The sequence below is a fragment of the Amycolatopsis pittospori genome (assembly GCF_013870525.1).
In the GTDB taxonomy this organism is placed as follows: Bacteria; Actinomycetota; Actinomycetes; order Mycobacteriales; family Pseudonocardiaceae; genus Amycolatopsis; species Amycolatopsis pittospori.
The window spans coordinates 1-18,730 of sequence record NZ_JACBXD010000121.1; the positions used below are offsets into that span (position 1 = coordinate 1).

Sequence of the window (18,730 nt, forward strand, 5' to 3'; positions counted from 1 at the left end):
GGTACTTCGAGCCGCCCGCGCCGTTCCGGCGCGTCGGGCACGACGCCGACCTCGACCGAAGCCGGCCGGGCTGCCGCCGCCGCCAAGAGCGACGACGCGACCCCCGCGGCCACCGAGGCCCCGGCTGCTGAGACTGCAGAAAAGACGGAGGGCTGACACGTGCTCATCCCGCGCAGGGTCAAGCACCGGAAGCAGCACTCCCCGAAGCGCCACGGTGCCGCCAAGGGCGGTACGAAGGTGAGCTTCGGCGAGTACGGCATCCAGGCGCTTGAGCACAGCTACGTGACCAACCGGCAGATCGAGTCCGCTCGTATCGCCATGACGCGTCACATCAAGCGTGGCGGCAAGGTGTGGACGACGATCTACCCGGACCGCCCGCTGACCAAGAAGCCGGCGGAAACCCGCATGGGTTCCGGTAAGGGTTCGCCCGAGTGGTGGATCGCCAACGTGAAGCCGGGCCGCGTGATGTTCGAGATCTCGTTCCCGAACGAGGAGACCGCCCGTGAGGCGCTCCGTCGCGCGATCCACAAGCTGCCCATGAAGTGCCGCATCGTGACCCGTGAAGGTGGTGAGTTCTGATGGCGAAGGCAGGTGCTGCCCAGGCATCGGAGCTGCGTGAGCTCACCGCGGAAGAGCTCGTTCTGCGTCTGAAGGAATACAAGGAGGAGCTCTTCAACCTCCGCTTCCAGATGGCGACCGGACAGCTCGACAACAACCGCCGTCTGCGCACCGTCCGCACGGACATCGCGCGGATCTACACGGTCATGCGCGAGCGTGAACTCGGCCTGTCCGTTTCCCCTGACGCCGAGAGTGAAGGTGCCGCATGAGCGAGCAGCCCACCGAGGCGGCCGGCCGCAACGACCGTAAGGTCCGTGAGGGCTATGTCGTCTCGGACAAGATGAACAAGACGATCGTGGTCGAGCTCGAAGACCGCAAGAAGCACCGTCGTTACGCCAAGGTTCTCCGCAGCACCAGCAAGGTCAAGGTGCACGACGAGAACAACGAGGCGGGCGTGGGCGACCGGGTCACCCTGATGGAGACCCGCCCGCTGTCGGCGACCAAGCGCTGGCGTCTGGTGCAGATCGTGGAGAAGGCCAAGTAAGTAGGGCTCTTTTTGAGTCCCTTAGTTCCGCAAGGCTCGCGTTAGCGAGAACCAGCGCGACATACAGGAGTTGACGTGATCCAGCAGGAGTCGCGGCTGCGGGTTGCCGACAACACGGGCGCGAAGGAAATCCTTTGCATCCGCGTTCTCGGCGGCTCGGGGCGGCGCTACGCGGGTATCGGCGACATCATCGTCGCCACCGTGAAGGACGCCATGCCGGCTGCCGGCGTGAAGAAGGGTGACGTCGTCAAGGCGGTCATCGTTCGCACGCGCAAGGAGCGCCGTCGTCCGGACGGTTCTTACATCCGCTTCGACGAGAACGCTGCTGTGCTCATCAAGAACGACAATGAGCCCCGTGGCACCCGCATCTTCGGCCCGGTGGGCCGCGAGCTGCGCGACCGAAAGTTCATGAAGATCATTTCGCTCGCGCCGGAGGTGTTGTAGAGCATGAAGGTGAAGAAGGGCGACACGGTCGTCGTCATCGCCGGCAAGGACAAGGGTGCCAAGGGCAAGGTCATCCAGGCCTACCCCGAGCGCGAGCGCGTGCTGGTCGAGGGCGTGAACCGGATCAAGAAGCACACGCGGATCTCCCAGACCCAGCGCGGCGCGCAGTCCGGCGGCATCGTCACTCAGGAAGCGCCCATCCACGTCTCGAACGTGATGGTCGTCGACTCCGAGGGCAAGCCGACCCGGGTGGGCTACCGCATCGGCGAGGACGGCAAGAAGGTCCGGGTCTCGCGCCGGAACGGTAAGGACATCTGATCATGACCACCGCAGAGAAGATCGCTCCGCGCCTCAAGGTGCGGTACCGCGAGGAGATCAAGGGACAGCTCCAGCAGGAGTTCTCCTTCGAGAACGTCCACCAGATCCCGGGCGTCGTCAAGGTCGTCGTGAACATGGGTGTCGGTGACGCCGCCCGTGACAGCAAGCTGATCGAAGGCGCCATCCGCGACCTGGCCGCGATCACCGGGCAGAAGCCCGAGGTTCGCAAGGCTCGCAAGTCCATCGCGCAGTTCAAGCTGCGTGAGGGCCAGCCGATCGGTGCGCGCGTCACGCTGCGCGGCGACCGGATGTGGGAGTTCCTCGACCGGCTGCTGACCATCGCGCTGCCGCGTATCCGTGACTTCCGCGGGCTTTCGCCGAAGCAGTTCGACGGCAACGGCAACTACACGTTCGGTCTCAACGAGCAGTCGATGTTCCACGAGATCGACCCGGACGCCATCGACCGCCCGCGCGGTATGGACGTCACTGTCGTCACCACCGCCAACACCGACGACGAGGGCCGCGCGCTGCTTCGCAAGCTCGGCTTCCCGTTCAAGGAGAACTGAGTCGATGGCCAAGAAAGCACTGGTCCACAAGGCCGCGAAGACGCCGAAGTTCAAGGTTCGCGGTTACACGCGTTGCCAGCGGTGCGGTCGCCCGCACTCGGTGTTCCGCAAGTTCGGGCTCTGCCGGATCTGCCTTCGCGAGATGGCACACGCGGGCGAGCTGCCCGGCGTCCGCAAGTCCAGCTGGTAAGAGTCTTTTTTAACTCCCACTTCGCCACAGGCCCCACAGAGAGTGTGGGGAACCAGGGCGAGAAAGGTTGACAGGTCACCATGACGATGACCGACCCCATCGCAGACTTCTTGACCCGTCTGCGTAACGCGAACTCGGCGTACCACGACGAGGTCGTGCTTCCCCACTCGAAGATCAAGGCGAACATCGCCGAGATCCTCAAGCGCGAGGGCTACATCGCGGGCTACCGCGACGAGCCGGGCGAGAAGCACAAGAACCTCATCGTGGAGCTGAAGTACGGCCCCAACCGTGAGCGCAGCATCGCCGGCCTCCGCCGCGTGTCCAAGCCCGGCCTGCGGGTCTACGCAAAATCGACCGAACTGCCGAACGTTCTCGGTGGCCTCGGCGTCGCGATCATCTCGACGTCGTCCGGCCTCCAGACCGATCGTCAGGCCAAGCGCAACAGCGTGGGCGGCGAAGTCCTCGCCTACGTCTGGTAAGGAAGGGGGCACAGACATGTCACGCATTGGAAAGCTGCCGGTCGCCGTCCCCTCCGGGGTCGAGGTGACCATCACTGGTCAGCAGATCAAGGTCAAGGGGCCCAAGGGCACCCTTGAGCACACCATCGCCGAGCCGATCACCGTGGAGCAGGCCGACGGCACGCTCCAGGTGAAGCGTCCCGACGAGGAGCGCACCAGCCGTGCCCTGCACGGTCTCACCCGGACGCTGGTCAACAACCTCGTCGTCGGTGTGACCCAGGGCTACGAGAAGAAGCTCGAAATCCACGGCGTCGGTTACCGCGTGCAGGCCAAGGGCTCGGACCTCGAGTTCGCCCTCGGCTACAGCCACCCGGTGAAGATCGAGGCCCCGGAAGGCATCACCTTCAAGGTCGAGACCCCCACCCGGTTCTCGGTCTCGGGCATCGACAAGCAGAAGGTCGGCCAGATCGCCGCGGTCATCCGCAAGCTGCGCCGCCCGGACCCGTACAAGGGCAAGGGCCTGCGCTACGAGGGTGAGAAGATCCGCCGCAAGGTCGGAAAGACGGGTAAGTGATCATGAGCGACACGACTACGAAGCGCAAGCCGGTCGGCAAGGACATCTCGACCCGCCGCCGCGTCGCGAAGGCCCGTCGGCACTTCCGGCTCCGCAAGAAGATCAACGGCACGGACCAGCGTCCGCGTCTGGTCGTCAAGCGTTCGTCGCGGCACATCGCCGTGCAGCTGATCGACGACCTCGTCGGCAAGACCCTGGCGTCGGCGTCCACCCTCGAGGCGGACGTTCGCGCGCTGGACGGCGACAAGAAGGCCAAGGCCGCCAAGGTCGGGGAACTTCTTGCCGCTCGCGCCAAGAACGCCGGTGTCTCGACCGTGGTGTTCGACCGTGGTGGCAACGCCTACCACGGCCGCATCGCGGCTCTCGCCGACGCTGCCCGTGAGGCGGGGTTGGAGTTCTGATGCAGATGATGCTCGTGAATGGAAGGAAAGCCTGATGCCGGGACGTACACGGCAATTCGGCGGCGGCCAGGGCGGACCCGGCGGGCAGGGCGGCAACGACCGCAATGACCGTCGCGACCGCCGGGACCGGCGCGACAGCGGCCGTGGCGGGGCCGGCCAGGAAAAGACCCCGCACCTCGAGAAGGTCGTGACGATCAACCGCGTCGCCAAGGTCGTCAAGGGTGGTCGTCGCTTCAGCTTCACCGCCCTCGTCGTCGTCGGTGACGGCGATGGTCAGGTTGGCGTCGGCTACGGCAAGGCCAAGGAAGTTCCCGCGGCCATCGCCAAGGGCGTCGAGGAAGCGAAGAAGAACTTCTTCCGCGTTCCCCGCGTCGGTGGCACCATTCCCCACCCCATCCAGGGTGAGGAAGCCGCCGGTGTCGTGCTGCTGCGTCCGGCCTCGGCCGGTACCGGTGTCATCGCCGGTGGTCCGGTCCGCGCGGTGCTGGAGTGCGCGGGTGTCCACGACGTGCTGTCGAAGTCGCTCGGCTCCGACAACGCGATCAACATCGTGCACGCGACCGTGGCGGCCCTGAAGGGTCTGCAGCGTCCCGAAGAGGTCGCGGCTCGCCGCGGTCTCCCGCTCGAGGACGTCGCGCCGGCTCGGATGCTGCGTCAGCGTGCGGGCCAGGGGGTCTGACATGACTCAGCTCAAGGTGACCCAGGTCAAGAGCAAGATCGGCACGAAGCACGCTCACCGCGAGTCGCTGCGCACCCTCGGGCTGCGCAAGATCCGCCAGAGCGTCGTGCGTGAAGACACCCCCCAGGTTCGCGGCCTCATCCACACGGTCCGCCACCTGGTGGAGGTCGAGGAGGTCAAGGCATGACTGCCATCAAGATCCACCACCTTCGTCCGGCTCCGGGCGCGAAGCGCGACAAGATCCGCGTCGGCCGTGGTGAGGGCTCGAAGGGCAAGACCGCCGGTCGCGGTACCAAGGGCACCAAGGCCCGGAAGAACGTGCCCGCCGGTTTCGAGGGTGGGCAGATGCCCATCCACATGCGGCTCCCGAAGCTTCGCGGCTTCAAGAACCGCTTCCGTACCGAGTACCAGCCGGTGAACCTGGGCGACATCGCCCGCGTCTTCCCGGACGGTGGCAAGGTCGGCAACGAGGAGCTCGTCGCGAAGGGTCTTGTTCGCAAGAACAAGCTCGTGAAGGTGCTCGGCAACGGTGACCTGAACGGCGTCAAGCTGGACGTCACCGCCGACGCTTTCTCCGGCTCCGCCAAGGAGAAGCTCTCCGCCGCCGGTGGCTCCGCCACCACGCTCTGAGCTTTCTTCGCTCGCTTCACCGAAAGGCCCGCCCGGCTCCGCCCGGCGGGCCTTTCGCTTGCGCTGCCCCCGGCGGCGACGACCTGCGTTTCGCGGGCTAATCGCGATCCGGCGGCCGGCCGGGCGCCCCGCGCCGAGAGCGACTTTCGCGGGCTAAACGTCATCCGGCCCCTTCTCCCCAGCACCGCCGCGCACCTGCGTTTCGCGGGCTAATCGCGATCCTTCGGTCGCCCAAGCGCCCCCGCCCCAGATCGCAGTTAGCCCGCGAAACGCAGGTCGGCCACGGCGGTGGCGAGCGTGGCGGACAGGGGGCCGGGCTGGAAGGATCGGGAGGTGGACACACCTTCAGGGCAGGATCCGCAGCCCTTCCAGCAGCAGCCGGACGCCCCGCCGACGGTCGTGTCGGTGTCGGGCCCCACAAGCTCCACCGACGCCGCAGGTCCCTCGGGCATCTCGGAGCGATACGAGAAGACCGAGCCGCGCCGGCTGGTCGCGGCGGGCCTGGCGGCGCTGGCCATGGTCCTGACCCTCGTCGGCTGTTTCTTCCCGCTCTTCCGCACGGAGCACCGAGCCGACTTCGACCGGGACGGAAGCTTCGAGCTGGTGACGGTGCAGAGCGCGTGGGGGTCTGAGTTCATCCAAGCTGGAGAGCCGTTCGAGCAGTCGTCGGCGCCGATCGGTGTCTCGTTGCTGATCGCCGCGGCCGTGCTGTTGGCCGCCTTGCTCGTCAGCGCCCGGGCGGCTTACCTGCGGCCGCCGAGTGCCCTCGACCGGTGGTTGACCACCAGCGCTGCGGTGTTCCTCGCCGGGACTGTGCTGACCATCGGGATGCTGGGCATCGGCGTGGGCATCGCGCCGAACATCGAATCGGCGACAACGCTCGAGGCGGGCATGTGGGCGCTTCTGGCCGCCGCCGTCGCCGCGGTGGGTGCGGCGGTCATGAGTCACCGCGTCGAGGAGGACGCGATCCCGGTGACCGACGACCCGAGTCTCGCCGACATGCCCACGCCGAAGGACGGCATCTCGATCATGGTGCTCCCGCCGGAGCCGCAGACCGCGCCGCCGCCGGACTATTCGGCCTTCGCGCCGCCGCCGGATCCCGGCCCCAAAGAGCGCGATTAGCCCGCTAAACGCGCTCGCGCCGGCCGATACGGTGGGGGAGGAGGTGGCCGATGACTTGGGCGGTGGTCTTTTTCGGTGCGGCGGTGCTCGTGGCTTTTACGCCAGGGGCGAACAACCTGCTTGGCCTGCACCACGGCATGACGCAGGGTGTGTGGAAAGGGCTCGCCGGCCTGTTAGGCCGATTGGCCGCGTTCACGGTGTTGATCGCGGCTGTCGCGGCGGGGCTCGGGCAGCTCCTCGCGGCGTCCGAACTTGCACTCACGGTGATCAAATGGGCGGGCGTCGCCTACCTCGTCTGGATCGGCGGACGGCTGCTGTGGTCGACGTTCCGCGGTGAACGGACCACGGTGGCCCCGGGGGAGCAGACCGCCGAACCCGTTCCGGCACTGCGGATAGCGAGGAAGGAATTCGTCGTCGCGATCACGAATCCGAAGGCGATCCTCATCTTCACCGCGTTCGTACCTCAGTTCATCGACCCAGCTCACGGCTCATTTTCCGCCCAGATCGCGATTCTTGGCGCCATCTACCTGCTCGCCGAGTTCGTCGCGGGCGCGACCTACATCGGAGCGGGGTCGCTCGTGAAGTCGCTCCGGCTGTCCCGCCGCGCGACTCGCAACGTCGACCGCGGCACGGGCGTCGTACTCCTCGGCCTGGCGGGAGCTCTCGCTACTTCCAGTTCCTGATCCCGGCTCCCGATCACAGCGCGTTCAGCGGGCTAAACGCGATCTGAAGGGGGTCGGAAAGTGAGGAACGGCAAGGCGTTCTGTCAAGGTCACGGAGCAAAAAGAGGAAGTCGATCAACCTCCCGGACCAACCTTCGTTCGGAAAACCCACACGCACTGCGGACACGCCCTGTGAAGCTGTTAGAGTCGGCGACACGCTTCGGGACGAGTGTGCCCCGAAGCGTTCCTGGCTTGTGCCAGAAAGCTGTGTGTTCCCGCCGGCCCCAGGTCGGCCAAGCCGATCGTCGGTAAGACAGCCGACGACGCCGAGGAGGTCCCCCGCGTGCTCAGCGCCTTCCGCTCGGCTCTCGCGACGCCGGATCTACGTAAGAAGATCCTGTTCACGCTAGCCATCGTCGCGGTCTACCGAATCGGTGCCACCATTCCGGCCCCGGGCATCTCGTACTCCGCTGTCCAGCAATGTACGGAGACCGGGTCGCAGGAGGGCGTCTATCAGCTGCTGAACCTGTTCAGCGGCGGTGCGCTGCTGCAGCTGTCGCTGTTCTCGACCGGCATCATGCCGTACATCACGGCGAGCATCATCGTCCAGCTTCTCACCGTGGTCATCCCGCGGTTCGAGGAGCTGAAGAAGGAAGGCCAAGCCGGCCAGGGCAAGCTGACCCAGTACACCCGGTACCTGACGATCGCCCTCGCGATCCTGCAGGCCACCGGTGTGGTGGCGCTCGCCGACCGCAAGCAGCTCTTCCCGCAGTGCGACACCGCGATCATCCCGGACAACAGCGTCTACACGCTGGCCATCATCGTCGTCACGATGACCGCCGGTACCGCCGTCATGATGTGGCTGGGTGAGCTGATCACCGAGCGCGGCGTCGGCAACGGCATGTCCGTCCTGATCTTCCTGAACATCGCGGCCCGTATCCCGATCGAGGGTGGCAACATCCTCAGCAGCGCGGGTGGCGTCGTCTTCGCCCTGATCTGTGTGTTCGGCCTGGTCATCATCGCCAGCGTCATCTTCGTCGAGCAGGGGCAGCGCCGGATCCCGGTGCAGTACGCCAAGCGCATGATCGGCCGCCGCATGTACGGCGGAACCTCGACCTACCTGCCGATCAAGGTGAACCAGGCCGGTGTCATCCCGGTCATCTTCGCCTCTTCGCTGCTTTACCTGCCGGACCTGATCGCCCGCCTCGTCGGCGACCCCAACAGCAACTCCGGCTGGCAGGTCTTCATCCAGAACTACATCGTCAACCAGTCCAGCTGGGCGCACGTCCTGCTGTACTTCGCGTTGATCATCTTCTTCACGTACTTCTACATCACGATCACGTTCAACGTGGACGAGCGTGCGGAAGAAATGAAGAAGTTCGGTGGCTTCATCCCGGGTATCCGCCCGGGCCGACCCACCGCGGAGTACCTCAGCTACGTCCTCGGCCGGATCACCCTGCCGGGCTCGCTGTACCTGGGCATCATCGCGATCCTTCCGAACTTCTTCTTGTCCGTCACCGGTAGCGGGAACAACCAGAACTTCCCGTTCGGTGGCACGGCTGTGCTGATCATGGTCGGTGTCGGTCTCGACACCGTGAAGCAGATCGAAAGCCAGCTGATGCAACGTAACTACGAAGGGTTCTTGAAGTGACGCGCCTGGTTCTCGTTGGCCCTCCTGGCGCGGGCAAAGGTACTCAGGCGGTAGCACTGTCGGAGAAGCTCCGGATCCCGCACATCTCGACCGGTGATCTGTTCCGCGCCCACGTGGGCGAGCAGACGCCGCTGGGCCAGGAAGCCAAGCGCTACCTGGATTCCGGTGAACTCGTGCCCGACTCGGTCACGAACGAGATGGTGCGTGAACGTCTCGCCGAGCCGGACGCCAAGGTCGGCTTCCTGCTCGACGGCTTCCCCCGCAACACGAAGCAGGCCGATGTCCTCGGTGAGATCCTCAGCGAGGTCGACACCGAGCTGAACGCGGTCATCCAGCTTCAGGTCTCGGAAGACGTCGTCGTCGAGCGGCTGCTTTCGCGCGGCCGCTCGGACGACACGGAAGACGTCATCCGTCGTCGCCAGCAGATCTACGTGTCGGAGACGGCTCCGCTGCTCGAGTACTACGCGGACAAACTGGTCACGGTCGACGGCGTCGGCACGGTCGACGAGATCTCCGCCCGCGTGCTGGAAGCGCTGCGCGACCGCACGTGAATCTCGGAGGACTGCGTGTACTGCAACGGCTTCGTCGTGGACGCATGATCGAAATCAAGACCCCTGGCGAGCTTCAGGCGATGCGCGCCGCTGGTCTGGTCGTCTGGCGCACCCTCACCGCGGTGCGCGAGATCGCCAAGCCGGGGGCGACCACGGCCGATCTCGACGAACTCGCCGAGCAGACGATCCGCGACGCCGGCGCGGTGCCCTCCTTCAAGGGGTACCACGGCTTTCCGGCGTCGATCTGCGCCTCGGTGAACGAGCAGATCGTCCACGGCATCCCGTCGAAGACGCAGGTGCTCGACGAGGGCGACATCATCTCGGTGGACTGCGGAGCGATCCTCGACGGCTGGCACGGCGACTCCGCCGTCACCCTCGCGATCGGTGAGGTGTCGAAGGCGGATCTCGCGCTTTCGGCGGCCACCGAGGCCGCGATGTGGGCCGGTATCGCCGCGGTGTCGGCCGGTGGCCGGCTCACCGACATCTCGCACGCCGTGCAGACCGCGGCCGAGAAGGCGAGCCGGGAAGACGGCATCGAGTACGGGATGATCGTCGAGTACGGCGGTCACGGGATCGGCCGTCAGATGCACATGGACCCGTTCCTGCCGAACCTCGGCAAGCCGGGCAAGGGTCCGCGGCTCAAGACCGGGATGGCGCTCGCGATCGAGCCCATGCTCACCGGTGGTGGCGGTGAGACCGTCGAACTCGACGACGGCTGGACCGTCGTGACCGCGGACGGCTCGCGCGCCGCGCACTGGGAACACACCGTCGCCATCACCGACGACGGTCCCTGGGTGCTGACCGCCCCCGAAGACGCCTGATCCCTCCCCGCCCGGTCCCCTTCAGATCGCGTTTAGCCCGCTAAACGCAGGTGGGGCACCGGAGCGCGATTAGCCCGCTAAACGCAGGTCCGCCCGCTGGTCGGCGTAGCGCCCGGGCCCGCCGCTGAGCCTCCGCGCATTGCCCCCATCGGGTGCACCTCGCCCGGCGAACGCGCCAGGTCACGGGCCCGCCAGAGCGCGATTAGCCCGCTAAACGCAGGTCGGCGGGGGCGTATGATGGAAGGCGCTGCTACCAGCGGGCTCAGGGGTCACCTAACACAGTTACCCCCCGTTTGGGGCTCACGACACGGGTTGCGTACACTGTCAAGTCGGTGTACTCATCGCGCCCGGATCCTGCGCGCTCGTGAATTCTCGCGAACGGACATTGGAGCCGGGGTGGAGTGTGCCGAAGCACCACCCAGCCAAGCACTCAAGCTCTGACTGATAACACAGCGTAGCGACAGGAAATGCGGAGGACATGGGCAAGAAAGACGGGGCCATCGAGGTCGAAGGCCGCGTAGTCGAGCCGCTCCCCAACGCGATGTTCCGCGTCGAGTTGGAGAACGGCCACAAGGTCCTTGCACACATCAGCGGCAAGATGCGGCAGCACTACATCCGCATCCTGCCCGAGGACAGGGTTGTCGTGGAGCTCTCGCCCTACGACTTGTCTCGTGGTCGCATCGTCTACCGCTACAAGTGATCACGACGAGTTAGCACAAGCAGGAGAGCAGGAGACGTGAAGGTCCAGCCGAGCGTCAAGAAGATCTGCGACAAGTGCAAGGTGATCCGCCGTCACGGCCGGATCATGGTGATCTGCGAGAACCTGCGGCACAAGCAGCGGCAGGGCTGATCACTCGCACTCGTTCAGAGTGGATTGACGGCTACACAATCTCCCCGCACCTGCCGGGCCGTGCGAACGGCCCGGTTCACCCCCGGACTTCAGGCCGGGGCCGGGACACCCGAAGCGCGAGCCGAGGGCACGACAGGCGAGTCGGTCCCGGGACCGGACGGGGAGCAGACCTGAAGATGAATTCTATGAAGGAGCATCAACGCCAATGGCACGACTCGCTGGCGTAGACCTCCCCCGCGAAAAGCGGTTGGAGATCGCGCTGACTTACATCTACGGCATCGGCCGTACCCGCTCCAAGCAGCTCATCGCTGCTGCCGAGCTCAACGCGGACACTCGCGTCAAGGATCTGAGCGATGACGACCTCGCCAAGCTGCGGGTCTACATCGAGGAGAACTTCAAGGTCGAGGGTGACCTTCGCCGTGAGGTGAACGCCGACATCCGTCGGAAGATCGAGATCGGGTGCTACGAGGGCCTTCGCTGGCGTCGCGGACTTCCCGTCCGTGGTCAGCGCACCAAGACGAACGCCCGCACCCGTAAGGGTCCGAAGAAGACGGTCGCCGGCAAGAAGAAGGCTGGCAAGAAGTGAGCGTCCAGGGCAAGAAGGTCGTGCAGATGGGCGGCGTTCACCGTCGCGGCTCGGCTTGTGTCTCGCCCAAGGCGCTCTACGCCCGCCCGATGGCGCTCCGCAACCTGTACACCGACGCCGGATCGATCATCCGTCGCGGTCAGGCCGAAGCGGTCGCCGCTCACCAAGAGAACGCGCGCTAACAGGAGAACCCTCAGAACATGCCACCGAAGTCTCGTACTGCGGCGGGGGCCAAGAAGGTCCGCCGTAAGGAAAAGAAGAATGTCGCGCACGGCCACGCGCACATCAAGAGCACCTTCAACAACACCATCGTCTCGATCACGGACCCGACCGGTGCCGTGATCGCGTGGGCGTCGAGTGGTCACGTGGGCTTCAAGGGCTCGCGTAAGTCCACCCCGTTCGCCGCGCAGATGGCCGCCGAGAACGCCGCCCGCAAGGCTGCCGAGCACGGCATGAAGAAGGTCGACGTTTTCGTGAAGGGCCCGGGTTCGGGCCGCGAGACGGCGATCCGCTCGCTGCAGGCGGCCGGCCTCGAGGTCGGCACCATCCAGGACGTGACCCCGCAGCCTCACAACGGCTGCCGCCCGCCCAAGCGGCGCCGGGTCTGAGGAACGGGGAGGAGTAAGAAGAAATGGCTCGTTACACCGGCCCCGCGACGCGTATTTCGCGTCGCCTCAAGGTTGACCTCATCGGCGGCGACCAGGCTTTCGAGCGTCGCCCCTACCCGCCGGGCCAGCACGGCCGCGGGCGCATCAAGGAGTCCGAGTACCTCCTGCAGTCGCAGGAGAAGCAGAAGGCTCGCTACACCTACGGCGTTCTCGAGCGTCAGTTCGTCCGGTACTACAAGGAAGCCGTCCGGCGTCCCGGTAAGACCGGTGAGAACCTGCTGCAGATCCTCGAGTCCCGTCTGGACAACGTGATCTACCGCGCCGGCATCGCCCGCACCCGCCGTCAGGCGCGTCAGCTGGTGAGCCACGGCCACTTCGTGGTCAACGGCGTCAAGGTCAACGTGCCCTCGTACCAGGTCAGCAAGTGGGACATCATCGACGTGCGGCCGAAGTCGTTCGCGATGCTGCCCTTCGTCGCTGCCAAGGAGTCGTTCGGCGAGCGTCCCGTTCCCGCGTGGCTCCAGGTTGTTCCGTCCAACCTCCGTGTGCTGGTCCACCAGCTCCCGGAGCGCGCTCAGATCGACGTTCCGGTTCAGGAACAGCTGATCGTCGAGCTCTACTCGAAGTGATCCATCACCGGGCCGGGGTTTCCCCGGCCCGGTGTGGGCACGGGCGGCGGCACCCGGAGTGTGCCGCCGCTTCGCCATCCCTTTCGGTGTCATATGGCGGGCGCCGTTTGGAAAGGAATAAGGAAAGATGCTGATTTCCCAGCGACCGGCTCTCGGCGAAGAGACGGTCAACGAGACCCGCTCCCGGTTCACCATCGAACCGCTGGAGCCCGGCTTCGGCTACACGCTCGGCAACTCGCTGCGTCGCACGCTGCTGTCGTCCATCCCGGGCGCGGCCGTGACGAGCATCCGCATCGACGGCGTGCTGCACGAATTCACCACCGTTCCCGGGGTGAAGGAAGACGTCACCGACATCATCCTGAACCTCAAGGAGCTCGTGGTCTCCTCGGAAGAGGACGAGCCGGTCACCATGTACCTGCGCAAGCAGGGCCCCGGTGAGGTCACGGCCGCCGACATCGTGCCCCCGGCCGGTGTCACCGTGCACAACCCGGATCTGCACATCGCGTCGCTGAACGGCAAGGGCAAGCTCGAGATCGAGCTCGTCGTCGAGCGCGGCCGCGGTTACGTTCCGGCCCTGCAGAACAAGCAGGCGGGCGCGGAGATCGGCCGGATCCCGGTCGACTCCATCTACTCCCCGGTGCTGAAGGTGACCTACAAGGTCGAGGCGACCCGTGTCGAGCAGCGCACCGACTTCGACAAGCTGATCCTGGACGTGGAGACGAAGCCGTCGATCACGCCGCGGGACGCTGTCGCGTCGGCCGGTAAGACGCTGGTGGAGCTGTTCGGTCTCGCGCGCGAGCTGAACGTCGACGCCGAAGGCATCGAGATCGGCCCGTCGCCGCAGGAGGCGGACACCATCGCCGCCTACGCGATGCCGATCGAGGACCTGGACCTCACGGTCCGGTCGTACAACTGCCTCAAGCGCGAGGGCATCCACACCGTCGGCGAACTGGTCTCGCGCAGCGAGGCCGACCTGCTGGACATCCGCAACTTCGGTGCGAAGTCGATCGACGAGGTCAAGCTCAAGCTCGTCGGTCTCGGCCTCGCGCTGAAGGACAGCCCGCCCGGGTTCGACCCGACCGCAGCAGCGGCCAGCTACGACGGTGAAGGCTGGTCCGAGGGCGTCGACAGCATCACGGACGGAATTTCGGACAACGGCCACGACGATGGCCAGGACTACGCAGAGACGGAGCAGCTGTAAGGCCAGCTTCGGCTCCCTCACCGGTAGGGGTGGGGGAGCCCCGGCCTCCAGCTGTGAGCTGAACGAGGAGAACCGATGCCCACCCCCACAAAGGGACCCCGTCTCGGCGGGTCGCCCGCGCACGAACGGCTGATCCTGGCCAACCTGGCCACCCAGCTGTTCGAGCACGGCAAGATCACGACGACCGAGGCGAAGGCCCGGCGGGTGCGCCCGCTGGCCGAGAAGCTGATCACGAAGGCGAAGCGGGGCGACCTGCACAACCGTCGTCAGATCCAGCGTGTCGTGCGCGACAAGGACGTCGTGCACAAGCTGATCGCCGAGATCGGTCCGTTCTTCGCGGAGCGTCCGGGTGGCTACACCCGGATCACCAAGACGATGGCGCGCAAGGGCGACAACGCCCCCATGGCCGTCATCGAGCTGGTGGCCGAGAAGACCGTCACCGCCGAGGCCGAGGCCGCGCGCAAGACGAAGTTCGCGAAGGACGAGCCGAAGGCCGCCGCTCCGGCTGCCGAGGAGACCACCGAGGCTTCTGAGGCTGCCGACACGGCCGCCACCGAGGCTCCGGAGGCCACCGAGGCTCCCGCCGCCGACGAGGCCACTGAGGCCCCCGCCGCGGACGCGGACAGCAAGAAGGACTGACGTCCTGACAGCACCGAACACCCCGGACGAGCCCGCCACTCCCACTGCGGAGGGCGGGCTCGTTCGTCTGCGTCTGGATGTTTCCTACGACGGCACCGATTTCTCCGGCTGGGCGCGGCAGCCCGGGCGACGCACCGTTCAGGGCGTCCTCGAAGAGGCCCTCGCGAAGCAGCCGCCAGGAGCTTCTGTCCCGAAGTCCGTCGTCGTCGCCGGCCGCACCGATGCCGGTGTGCACGCCGCCGGCCAGGTGGTCCACGTCGACGTCTCGCCTTTAGCGGGCGAAACGCGATCCGGTCGCCTGGAAGTGGACGAGCAAGGAATCCCCGACCTGGGGCGGATGTGCCACCGCTGGAATCGGTACCTGCCGGGTGACGTGCGGGTGCTGGGAGCCCGAGTGGCCGCTCCCGGCTTCGACGCACGGTTCTCCGCTGTGCGGCGGCACTATCTCTACCGCGTCTCGGATGCGCCGTGGGGCGTGGATCCCTTGAGGCGTCACGACACTTTGGCTTGGGGACGGCCGCTTTCGATCGACGCGATGAACGAGGCATCGGAGTCTCTGCTGGGGCTTCAGGACTTCGCGGCGTTCTGCAAGCAGCGCGAGGGCGGGACGACCATTCGAGAGCTGCAGCGGCTCGTCTGGCGGCGGACCGGACCGCACGCGGTCGAGGTCGCCGTCTCCGCCGACGCGTTCTGCCACTCCATGGTGCGGAGCCTGGTCGGGGCGCTGCTCCTGGTCGGCGACGGCCGTCGTCCGCTGGACTGGCCTGGCGACGTCCTGGAGAGCCGTACGCGCGACAGCGCGGTCGCTCCAGCGCACGGCCTCACGCTCATGGCCGTCGACTATCCGCCGGACGCCGAACTCGCCGCCCGGGCCGATCAAACGCGCGCCATGCGCACCCCCTCCTGACCCGGACGTGGCGCAGTTAGCGGGCTAATCGCGCTGCGGCGCGCTCGCCAGACGGCCTCGACGATGCCTTCGAAGTCGTTCGCCAGGTCGTCGGCGGTGACGATGACGAAGCGCCAGCCTTCCGCCTCCACACGTCTTCGGCGCTTTCGGTCATGGGCTTGCTGCTTCGGGGTGTTATGCCATCGCCCGTCGTATTCGATGGCGACTTTGAACTTGTCGTCCCCGAGGTCCAGCCGGGCGATGAAATGGCCATCGCGGGAGAAGACCTCGAGCTGAGGTTTCGCCGCGATGCCGCCTGCAGCCAGGACGACGCGCAGCTCCGACTCCGGGGGCGATTCCGAACGAGGGTCGGAAAGCCACAAAGCCCGTCTGGCCAAGCGGATTCCCCGATTGCGGCGGCCGTAGAACTCCGCGTTGAGATGCAGGTCGGTCAGTTTCTCGGCGCGCATGAACTGGTCCAGATCCGGCACTCCGATACGAAGCCGGCGCACCCAGCCGAACTTGCGAGGAGAAAGCCGGAGAAGCAGATCGACCGCGATTCGGGTCTTGCGCGCGATACGAATGCCGTTCCACGGCCGCGATTCCTCGGGTTTGACCTCGGTGCGCCGGACCTTGATGCCGACGATCGGGCCGAAGCGTTGTTTCTCCGGGACGATCATTTCGACCGGGTCGTTGGGCTTCGCCAGCTCGACGCCGTGCACGGTCGCGGCCGAGCGGCCGGTCAGTACGGCTTCCGCGGGTGCCAGCAATGCGGCTCCCCGGCATCGCAGCTCGTGCGTGACTTCGACGTGGGCGGGTGCGTAGACGTCTTGGAACAGCCTCCGGACACCGGAACCGCGTAACTGGCTCGCCGTGATGAGGCCCGCTTTGCGCGCCTCGGAGCCGCGGAAGACGTCGGGGAGGTGGGACGAATCGAATGGCTTGGTCATGTACGACACGGTGATCGTCGCGACCGACAAGACCCCGCCACGGCGGCTCTCCTGAGCCGACTTGTCCACAACCCCCGGCTTGTCCACAGCCGGCACGATCGCCCCTTGACGTCCCAAGCCCCGTGCCGCGTCCGCCCCAGAGCGACTTTCGCGGGCTAAACGCGATCTGGGGCGGGACGCAAAACGGGGGCACTGTCCGATGTGGACAGTGCCCCCAGGGAGCGCGATTAGCCCGCTAAACGCGAGGCGGGGCGGGTCAGTCGCCTCGGCGCACCGGGCCCAGGATCTGCTGCTCTTTCGCGGTGGTGACCAGGCGAAGTGGACGCCAGAGGTTGCGGCCCAGGGCGACGACCTGGTCGTCCTTCAGCGTCGTGAGCTGCTTCATCATCTGCGGCGGAAGCCGCCAGATCCGCGCGGCCAGTTCGGCCTGCCCGGGAGGGAGCCGCTGCATCAGCACCAGATCCGCCGCGTTCGCGGTCGCCCCGGCCTGCGGGTGCAGGTACGGCAGCACGTAGACCGTTGTCTGCCACGGCGACCGCGGCGGGAACAGGTCCTGCGGCGTCGGTCCGCCGTCGGTCACCACCAGCAGCGGCGCGTCCTCGGACGGCCGCGGCAGGTCCACCGGCGACAGCCGCCGGATCTGCACCAGCGGCGACGGCCTGCCGTTGGGCTGGTTGCCCGCCGCCTGGGGGAGGATCTGCCAGGCGGCCGGGCGGCCGGTCGCCACGACGACCCACGCTCCGACGGCCATCGCCCGCAGCGCCACCTGCCGCGCTAAGTACAGCCCGCCGACCAGCACGATCCGGGTCGGCGTCGAGCGCAGCGCGGAGATCGTCAGCGGCTCGCCCTTGAGCCCGGACCCGAGGACGATCCCGCCCCGGTCGCCGGACGGGCTGATCGCGTCGAGCATCGCCGGGTCGACGGTGAATTCCGGGGCGACACCGGCGTTCTGCCCGGCGTCACGCATACGGGTGCTCATGCCGTGCCTCCGATCGGCAGCGTCGCGGCGAACGCCGAGATCTGCAGGCCGCGCAACGGCGTCAGCGCCACACCCAGCCGGTCCGAGATTCCTTGCAGCCGCTGATCGGCGGCGTCCAGCTCACGCGGGTTCCGCGCGCTCAGGCGCACGATGCCCCGCAGGCCGATCTTGCCCTCGTCGGCGGACGGCGAGATCGACATCGCCACCGTCGCCGACAGCGCGCGGACACTGGTCAGCGCGTTCAGGCTGCCGCTGATCTTGCCCTTCGGCCAGCTGGTGATCGCGTAGCTCGCGTGCCCGATGCCTGCCGCGGTGACGCCGGTCCAGCGCTCCTGCAGACCGACCTTCGCGGGCGAACCGGCGACCGCGGTCAGTTCCGCGGCCGAAATGCTGGACCGCAGCAGCTCGTCCGGATCCAGCGGCCGGGTCGGCACACCCTGCGATTCCAGGGCGTTGCGAACCCGGGACAGCGCACCGATCAACGCACGGTGCGCACCGACGACGCCGCCGCCGCGTTCGCGGATGGCCGCCGGGCACCGGCGCGGGTCGAGCCGGATGGCGACCCAGGTGGTCCGGCGCGCGGCCGCGGGAAGCGGGCCGAGCACCTCCATGTAGGAGCTGAGCGCGGGCGAATCCGACGGCAGTGCCGCGCTACCGGGGTAGCAGTGCCAGATCATCTGGATCGAGTCGAGGACCACCCCGCGGTCTTCGAGGCACGGCGCGAGCGCGGACAGCGGCAGGCTCGGCGCGCCACCGGCCTGGGTGATCAGCCCGGGGGCGGGCTCGACGAGCAGGACCGCGGTCCACGTCCCGTCGTTCCACGCGAGGCCGACCTGCTGGCGCTCGTGGTCGACGCCGTGCGCGACGACGAGATCGGGAACGGCGAGGCGAAGCAGGTTCACCCGGGCGTCATCGGGGCCGGTGACGGCGTCCTCTTCCGCGGCGAGCGCCTCGATACTGCTCGGCGGGAGCGGATTCGCCACACGATCGTGCGAACGGAACGTGTACCGCATGGTGAGTCCAGCCCATTGGGTGAACCAGCGGCCGCCCCAGCGCAGGAAGGCGACGATGATCCCGACGGCGAGCACGCCGATCGCGATGTACTTCAGCTTCATGTCGATCGCGAGCAGGACGAGCCCGATCGCGAGACCGAGTTCGAGCGCGACGAGGTTCGCCACAGGCAGCGGGCCGAGGTTGATCCCACCGGTCCGGCGTCGCGCCGGCGCGGCGATC

Annotated in this window: 30 protein-coding genes; 27 read left to right on the forward strand and 3 right to left on the reverse strand. The window is 67.0% G+C overall.

All coding sequences use genetic code 11. The features are described 5' to 3' along the window. Positions 1-159 precede the first annotated feature (159 nt). From rplP to truA, 27 genes are all read left to right on the forward strand, one after another. The gene (gene rplP, locus H5J31_RS36500) at positions 160-579 is read left to right on the forward strand and encodes a 50S ribosomal protein L16 (RefSeq protein ID WP_004558864.1); all 420 of its coding nucleotides are present in this window, start codon (positions 160-162) and stop codon (positions 577-579) included. Further along, positions 579-827 (forward strand): 50S ribosomal protein L29, encoded by a 249-nt coding sequence (rpmC, locus tag H5J31_RS36505; protein ID WP_007031040.1) that lies wholly within the window; start codon positions 579-581, stop codon positions 825-827. Before rplP ends, rpmC begins: the two co-directional genes overlap by 1 nt. Continuing rightward, positions 824-1,102 (forward strand): 30S ribosomal protein S17, encoded by a 279-nt coding sequence (gene rpsQ, locus H5J31_RS36510; RefSeq protein ID WP_005166784.1) that lies wholly within the window; start codon positions 824-826, stop codon positions 1,100-1,102. Before rpmC ends, rpsQ begins: the two co-directional genes overlap by 4 nt. 75 nt (positions 1,103-1,177) lie before the next feature. After that, positions 1,178-1,546: a 50S ribosomal protein L14 gene (rplN, locus tag H5J31_RS36515; protein ID WP_005166785.1), complete on the forward strand. Its 369-nt coding sequence runs from the start codon at positions 1,178-1,180 to the stop codon at positions 1,544-1,546. Between the two features lie 3 nt (positions 1,547-1,549). After that, positions 1,550-1,864, forward strand: coding sequence for a 50S ribosomal protein L24 (gene rplX / locus H5J31_RS36520; protein WP_181777239.1), 315 nt, complete (start codon positions 1,550-1,552; stop codon positions 1,862-1,864). A gap of 2 nt (positions 1,865-1,866) precedes the next feature. Beyond that, positions 1,867-2,430: a 50S ribosomal protein L5 gene (gene rplE / locus H5J31_RS36525; protein WP_007031042.1), complete on the forward strand. Its 564-nt coding sequence runs from the start codon at positions 1,867-1,869 to the stop codon at positions 2,428-2,430. Positions 2,431-2,434: 4 nt separating this feature from the next. Then, complete coding sequence (locus H5J31_RS36530; protein ID WP_005166789.1) at positions 2,435-2,620, forward strand: type Z 30S ribosomal protein S14; 186 nt, start codon at positions 2,435-2,437, stop codon at positions 2,618-2,620. 80 nt (positions 2,621-2,700) lie between these two features. Then, positions 2,701-3,099: a 30S ribosomal protein S8 gene (rpsH, locus tag H5J31_RS36535; protein ID WP_181777240.1), complete on the forward strand. Its 399-nt coding sequence runs from the start codon at positions 2,701-2,703 to the stop codon at positions 3,097-3,099. A 16-nt stretch (positions 3,100-3,115) separates the two neighbouring features. Further along, the gene (gene rplF, locus H5J31_RS36540; RefSeq protein ID WP_181777241.1) at positions 3,116-3,652 is read left to right on the forward strand and encodes a 50S ribosomal protein L6; all 537 of its coding nucleotides are present in this window, start codon (positions 3,116-3,118) and stop codon (positions 3,650-3,652) included. 2 nt (positions 3,653-3,654) lie between these two features. After that, positions 3,655-4,053: a 50S ribosomal protein L18 gene (gene rplR / locus H5J31_RS36545; protein ID WP_039795639.1), complete on the forward strand. Its 399-nt coding sequence runs from the start codon at positions 3,655-3,657 to the stop codon at positions 4,051-4,053. A 34-nt stretch (positions 4,054-4,087) separates the two neighbouring features. Further along, positions 4,088-4,732: a 30S ribosomal protein S5 gene (rpsE, locus tag H5J31_RS36550; RefSeq protein ID WP_005166795.1), complete on the forward strand. Its 645-nt coding sequence runs from the start codon at positions 4,088-4,090 to the stop codon at positions 4,730-4,732. Position 4,733: 1 nt separating this feature from the next. Continuing rightward, positions 4,734-4,919, forward strand: coding sequence for a 50S ribosomal protein L30 (gene rpmD, locus H5J31_RS36555; protein WP_005166796.1), 186 nt, complete (start codon positions 4,734-4,736; stop codon positions 4,917-4,919). Continuing rightward, complete coding sequence (gene rplO, locus H5J31_RS36560) at positions 4,916-5,362, forward strand: 50S ribosomal protein L15 (protein WP_005166797.1); 447 nt, start codon at positions 4,916-4,918, stop codon at positions 5,360-5,362. The genes rpmD and rplO overlap by 4 nt, the downstream gene beginning before the upstream one ends. A gap of 333 nt (positions 5,363-5,695) precedes the next feature. Beyond that, positions 5,696-6,484 carry a hypothetical protein gene (locus H5J31_RS36565; RefSeq protein WP_328701703.1) on the forward strand — a complete coding sequence of 263 codons (789 nt, stop codon included), beginning with the start codon at positions 5,696-5,698 and terminating at the stop codon, positions 6,482-6,484. Between the two features lie 50 nt (positions 6,485-6,534). After that, positions 6,535-7,167 carry a LysE family translocator gene (locus H5J31_RS36570; protein ID WP_181777242.1) on the forward strand — a complete coding sequence of 211 codons (633 nt, stop codon included), beginning with the start codon at positions 6,535-6,537 and terminating at the stop codon, positions 7,165-7,167. 322 nt (positions 7,168-7,489) lie between these two features. Continuing rightward, entirely contained in the window at positions 7,490-8,797 is a 1,308-nt protein-coding gene (gene secY / locus H5J31_RS36575; RefSeq protein ID WP_181777243.1) for a preprotein translocase subunit SecY, read from the forward strand. After that, positions 8,794-9,348 (forward strand): adenylate kinase, encoded by a 555-nt coding sequence (locus tag H5J31_RS36580; RefSeq protein WP_181777244.1) that lies wholly within the window; start codon positions 8,794-8,796, stop codon positions 9,346-9,348. The genes secY and H5J31_RS36580 overlap by 4 nt, the downstream gene beginning before the upstream one ends. Positions 9,349-9,392: 44 nt before the next feature. After that, on the forward strand, positions 9,393-10,169 hold the full coding sequence (gene map, locus H5J31_RS36585; protein ID WP_181777245.1) for a type I methionyl aminopeptidase: 777 nt from the start codon (positions 9,393-9,395) through the stop codon (positions 10,167-10,169). Positions 10,170-10,647: 478 nt separating this feature from the next. Next, entirely contained in the window at positions 10,648-10,869 is a 222-nt protein-coding gene (infA, locus tag H5J31_RS36590; protein WP_005166804.1) for a translation initiation factor IF-1, read from the forward strand. Between the two features lie 36 nt (positions 10,870-10,905). Then, entirely contained in the window at positions 10,906-11,019 is a 114-nt protein-coding gene (gene rpmJ / locus H5J31_RS36595) for a 50S ribosomal protein L36 (RefSeq protein WP_004558882.1), read from the forward strand. Positions 11,020-11,224: 205 nt separating this feature from the next. Further along, the gene (gene rpsM, locus H5J31_RS36600; RefSeq protein ID WP_005166805.1) at positions 11,225-11,605 is read left to right on the forward strand and encodes a 30S ribosomal protein S13; all 381 of its coding nucleotides are present in this window, start codon (positions 11,225-11,227) and stop codon (positions 11,603-11,605) included. Continuing rightward, positions 11,602-11,787, forward strand: a complete 186-nt coding sequence (locus H5J31_RS36605; RefSeq protein ID WP_004558884.1) for a hypothetical protein — start codon at positions 11,602-11,604, stop codon at positions 11,785-11,787. Before rpsM ends, H5J31_RS36605 begins: the two co-directional genes overlap by 4 nt. 18 nt (positions 11,788-11,805) lie before the next feature. After that, entirely contained in the window at positions 11,806-12,213 is a 408-nt protein-coding gene (rpsK, locus tag H5J31_RS36610; protein ID WP_004558885.1) for a 30S ribosomal protein S11, read from the forward strand. A gap of 23 nt (positions 12,214-12,236) precedes the next feature. Continuing rightward, on the forward strand, positions 12,237-12,842 hold the full coding sequence (rpsD, locus tag H5J31_RS36615) for a 30S ribosomal protein S4 (RefSeq protein ID WP_037314696.1): 606 nt from the start codon (positions 12,237-12,239) through the stop codon (positions 12,840-12,842). 127 nt (positions 12,843-12,969) lie between these two features. Beyond that, positions 12,970-14,043, forward strand: a complete 1,074-nt coding sequence (locus H5J31_RS36620) for a DNA-directed RNA polymerase subunit alpha (protein ID WP_005166811.1) — start codon at positions 12,970-12,972, stop codon at positions 14,041-14,043. A 75-nt stretch (positions 14,044-14,118) separates the two neighbouring features. Next, on the forward strand, positions 14,119-14,682 hold the full coding sequence (gene rplQ, locus H5J31_RS36625; protein ID WP_181777246.1) for a 50S ribosomal protein L17: 564 nt from the start codon (positions 14,119-14,121) through the stop codon (positions 14,680-14,682). A 73-nt stretch (positions 14,683-14,755) separates the two neighbouring features. After that, positions 14,756-15,589 carry a tRNA pseudouridine(38-40) synthase TruA gene (gene truA, locus H5J31_RS36630; RefSeq protein WP_236005606.1) on the forward strand — a complete coding sequence of 278 codons (834 nt, stop codon included), beginning with the start codon at positions 14,756-14,758 and terminating at the stop codon, positions 15,587-15,589. Here truA and H5J31_RS36635 read toward each other — a convergent pair. The 3 genes from H5J31_RS36635 to eccE form a co-directional block, all read right to left on the reverse strand. Continuing rightward, positions 15,559-16,518, reverse strand: coding sequence for an endonuclease domain-containing protein (locus H5J31_RS36635; RefSeq protein ID WP_181777251.1), 960 nt, complete (start codon positions 16,516-16,518; stop codon positions 15,559-15,561). The genes truA and H5J31_RS36635 overlap by 31 nt on opposite strands. A gap of 256 nt (positions 16,519-16,774) precedes the next feature. Then, positions 16,775-17,497 (reverse strand): hypothetical protein, encoded by a 723-nt coding sequence (locus H5J31_RS36640; protein WP_181777247.1) that lies wholly within the window; start codon positions 17,495-17,497, stop codon positions 16,775-16,777. Further along, entirely contained in the window at positions 17,494-18,675 is a 1,182-nt protein-coding gene (gene eccE, locus H5J31_RS36645; RefSeq protein ID WP_181777252.1) for a type VII secretion protein EccE, read from the reverse strand. Before eccE ends, H5J31_RS36640 begins: the two co-directional genes overlap by 4 nt. Positions 18,676-18,730 lie beyond the last annotated feature (55 nt).

Bases quoted from the DNA above. Each gene is read 5' to 3' on its own strand.
- rpmD (WP_005166796.1), top strand. From the start codon at position 4,734: ATGACTCAGCTCAAGGTGACCCAGGTCAAGAGCAAGATCGGCACGAAG.
- rplR (WP_039795639.1), top strand. From the start codon at position 3,655: ATGAGCGACACGACTACGAAGCGCAAGCCGGTCGGCAAGGACATCTCG.
- infA (WP_005166804.1), top strand. From the start codon at position 10,648: ATGGGCAAGAAAGACGGGGCCATCGAGGTCGAAGGCCGCGTAGTCGAG.
- rpsQ (WP_005166784.1), top strand. From the start codon at position 824: ATGAGCGAGCAGCCCACCGAGGCGGCCGGCCGCAACGACCGTAAGGTC.
- map (WP_181777245.1), top strand. From the start codon at position 9,393: ATGATCGAAATCAAGACCCCTGGCGAGCTTCAGGCGATGCGCGCCGCT.
- rplF (WP_181777241.1), top strand. From the start codon at position 3,116: ATGTCACGCATTGGAAAGCTGCCGGTCGCCGTCCCCTCCGGGGTCGAG.
- rplO (WP_005166797.1), top strand. From the start codon at position 4,916: ATGACTGCCATCAAGATCCACCACCTTCGTCCGGCTCCGGGCGCGAAG.
- rplE (WP_007031042.1), top strand. From the start codon at position 1,867: ATGACCACCGCAGAGAAGATCGCTCCGCGCCTCAAGGTGCGGTACCGC.
- H5J31_RS36640 (WP_181777247.1), bottom strand. From the start codon at position 17,497: ATGAGCACCCGTATGCGTGACGCCGGGCAGAACGCCGGTGTCGCCCCG.
- rpsE (WP_005166795.1), top strand. From the start codon at position 4,088: ATGCCGGGACGTACACGGCAATTCGGCGGCGGCCAGGGCGGACCCGGC.
- rplX (WP_181777239.1), top strand. From the start codon at position 1,550: ATGAAGGTGAAGAAGGGCGACACGGTCGTCGTCATCGCCGGCAAGGAC.
- rpmC (WP_007031040.1), top strand. From the start codon at position 579: ATGGCGAAGGCAGGTGCTGCCCAGGCATCGGAGCTGCGTGAGCTCACC.
- rplQ (WP_181777246.1), top strand. From the start codon at position 14,119: ATGCCCACCCCCACAAAGGGACCCCGTCTCGGCGGGTCGCCCGCGCAC.
- H5J31_RS36570 (WP_181777242.1), top strand. From the start codon at position 6,535: ATGACTTGGGCGGTGGTCTTTTTCGGTGCGGCGGTGCTCGTGGCTTTT.
- H5J31_RS36635 (WP_181777251.1), bottom strand. From the start codon at position 16,518: ATGACCAAGCCATTCGATTCGTCCCACCTCCCCGACGTCTTCCGCGGC.
- rpsK (WP_004558885.1), top strand. From the start codon at position 11,806: ATGCCACCGAAGTCTCGTACTGCGGCGGGGGCCAAGAAGGTCCGCCGT.
- rpsD (WP_037314696.1), top strand. From the start codon at position 12,237: ATGGCTCGTTACACCGGCCCCGCGACGCGTATTTCGCGTCGCCTCAAG.
- rpsM (WP_005166805.1), top strand. From the start codon at position 11,225: ATGGCACGACTCGCTGGCGTAGACCTCCCCCGCGAAAAGCGGTTGGAG.
- rpsH (WP_181777240.1), top strand. From the start codon at position 2,701: ATGACGATGACCGACCCCATCGCAGACTTCTTGACCCGTCTGCGTAAC.
- H5J31_RS36620 (WP_005166811.1), top strand. From the start codon at position 12,970: ATGCTGATTTCCCAGCGACCGGCTCTCGGCGAAGAGACGGTCAACGAG.
- H5J31_RS36530 (WP_005166789.1), top strand. From the start codon at position 2,435: ATGGCCAAGAAAGCACTGGTCCACAAGGCCGCGAAGACGCCGAAGTTC.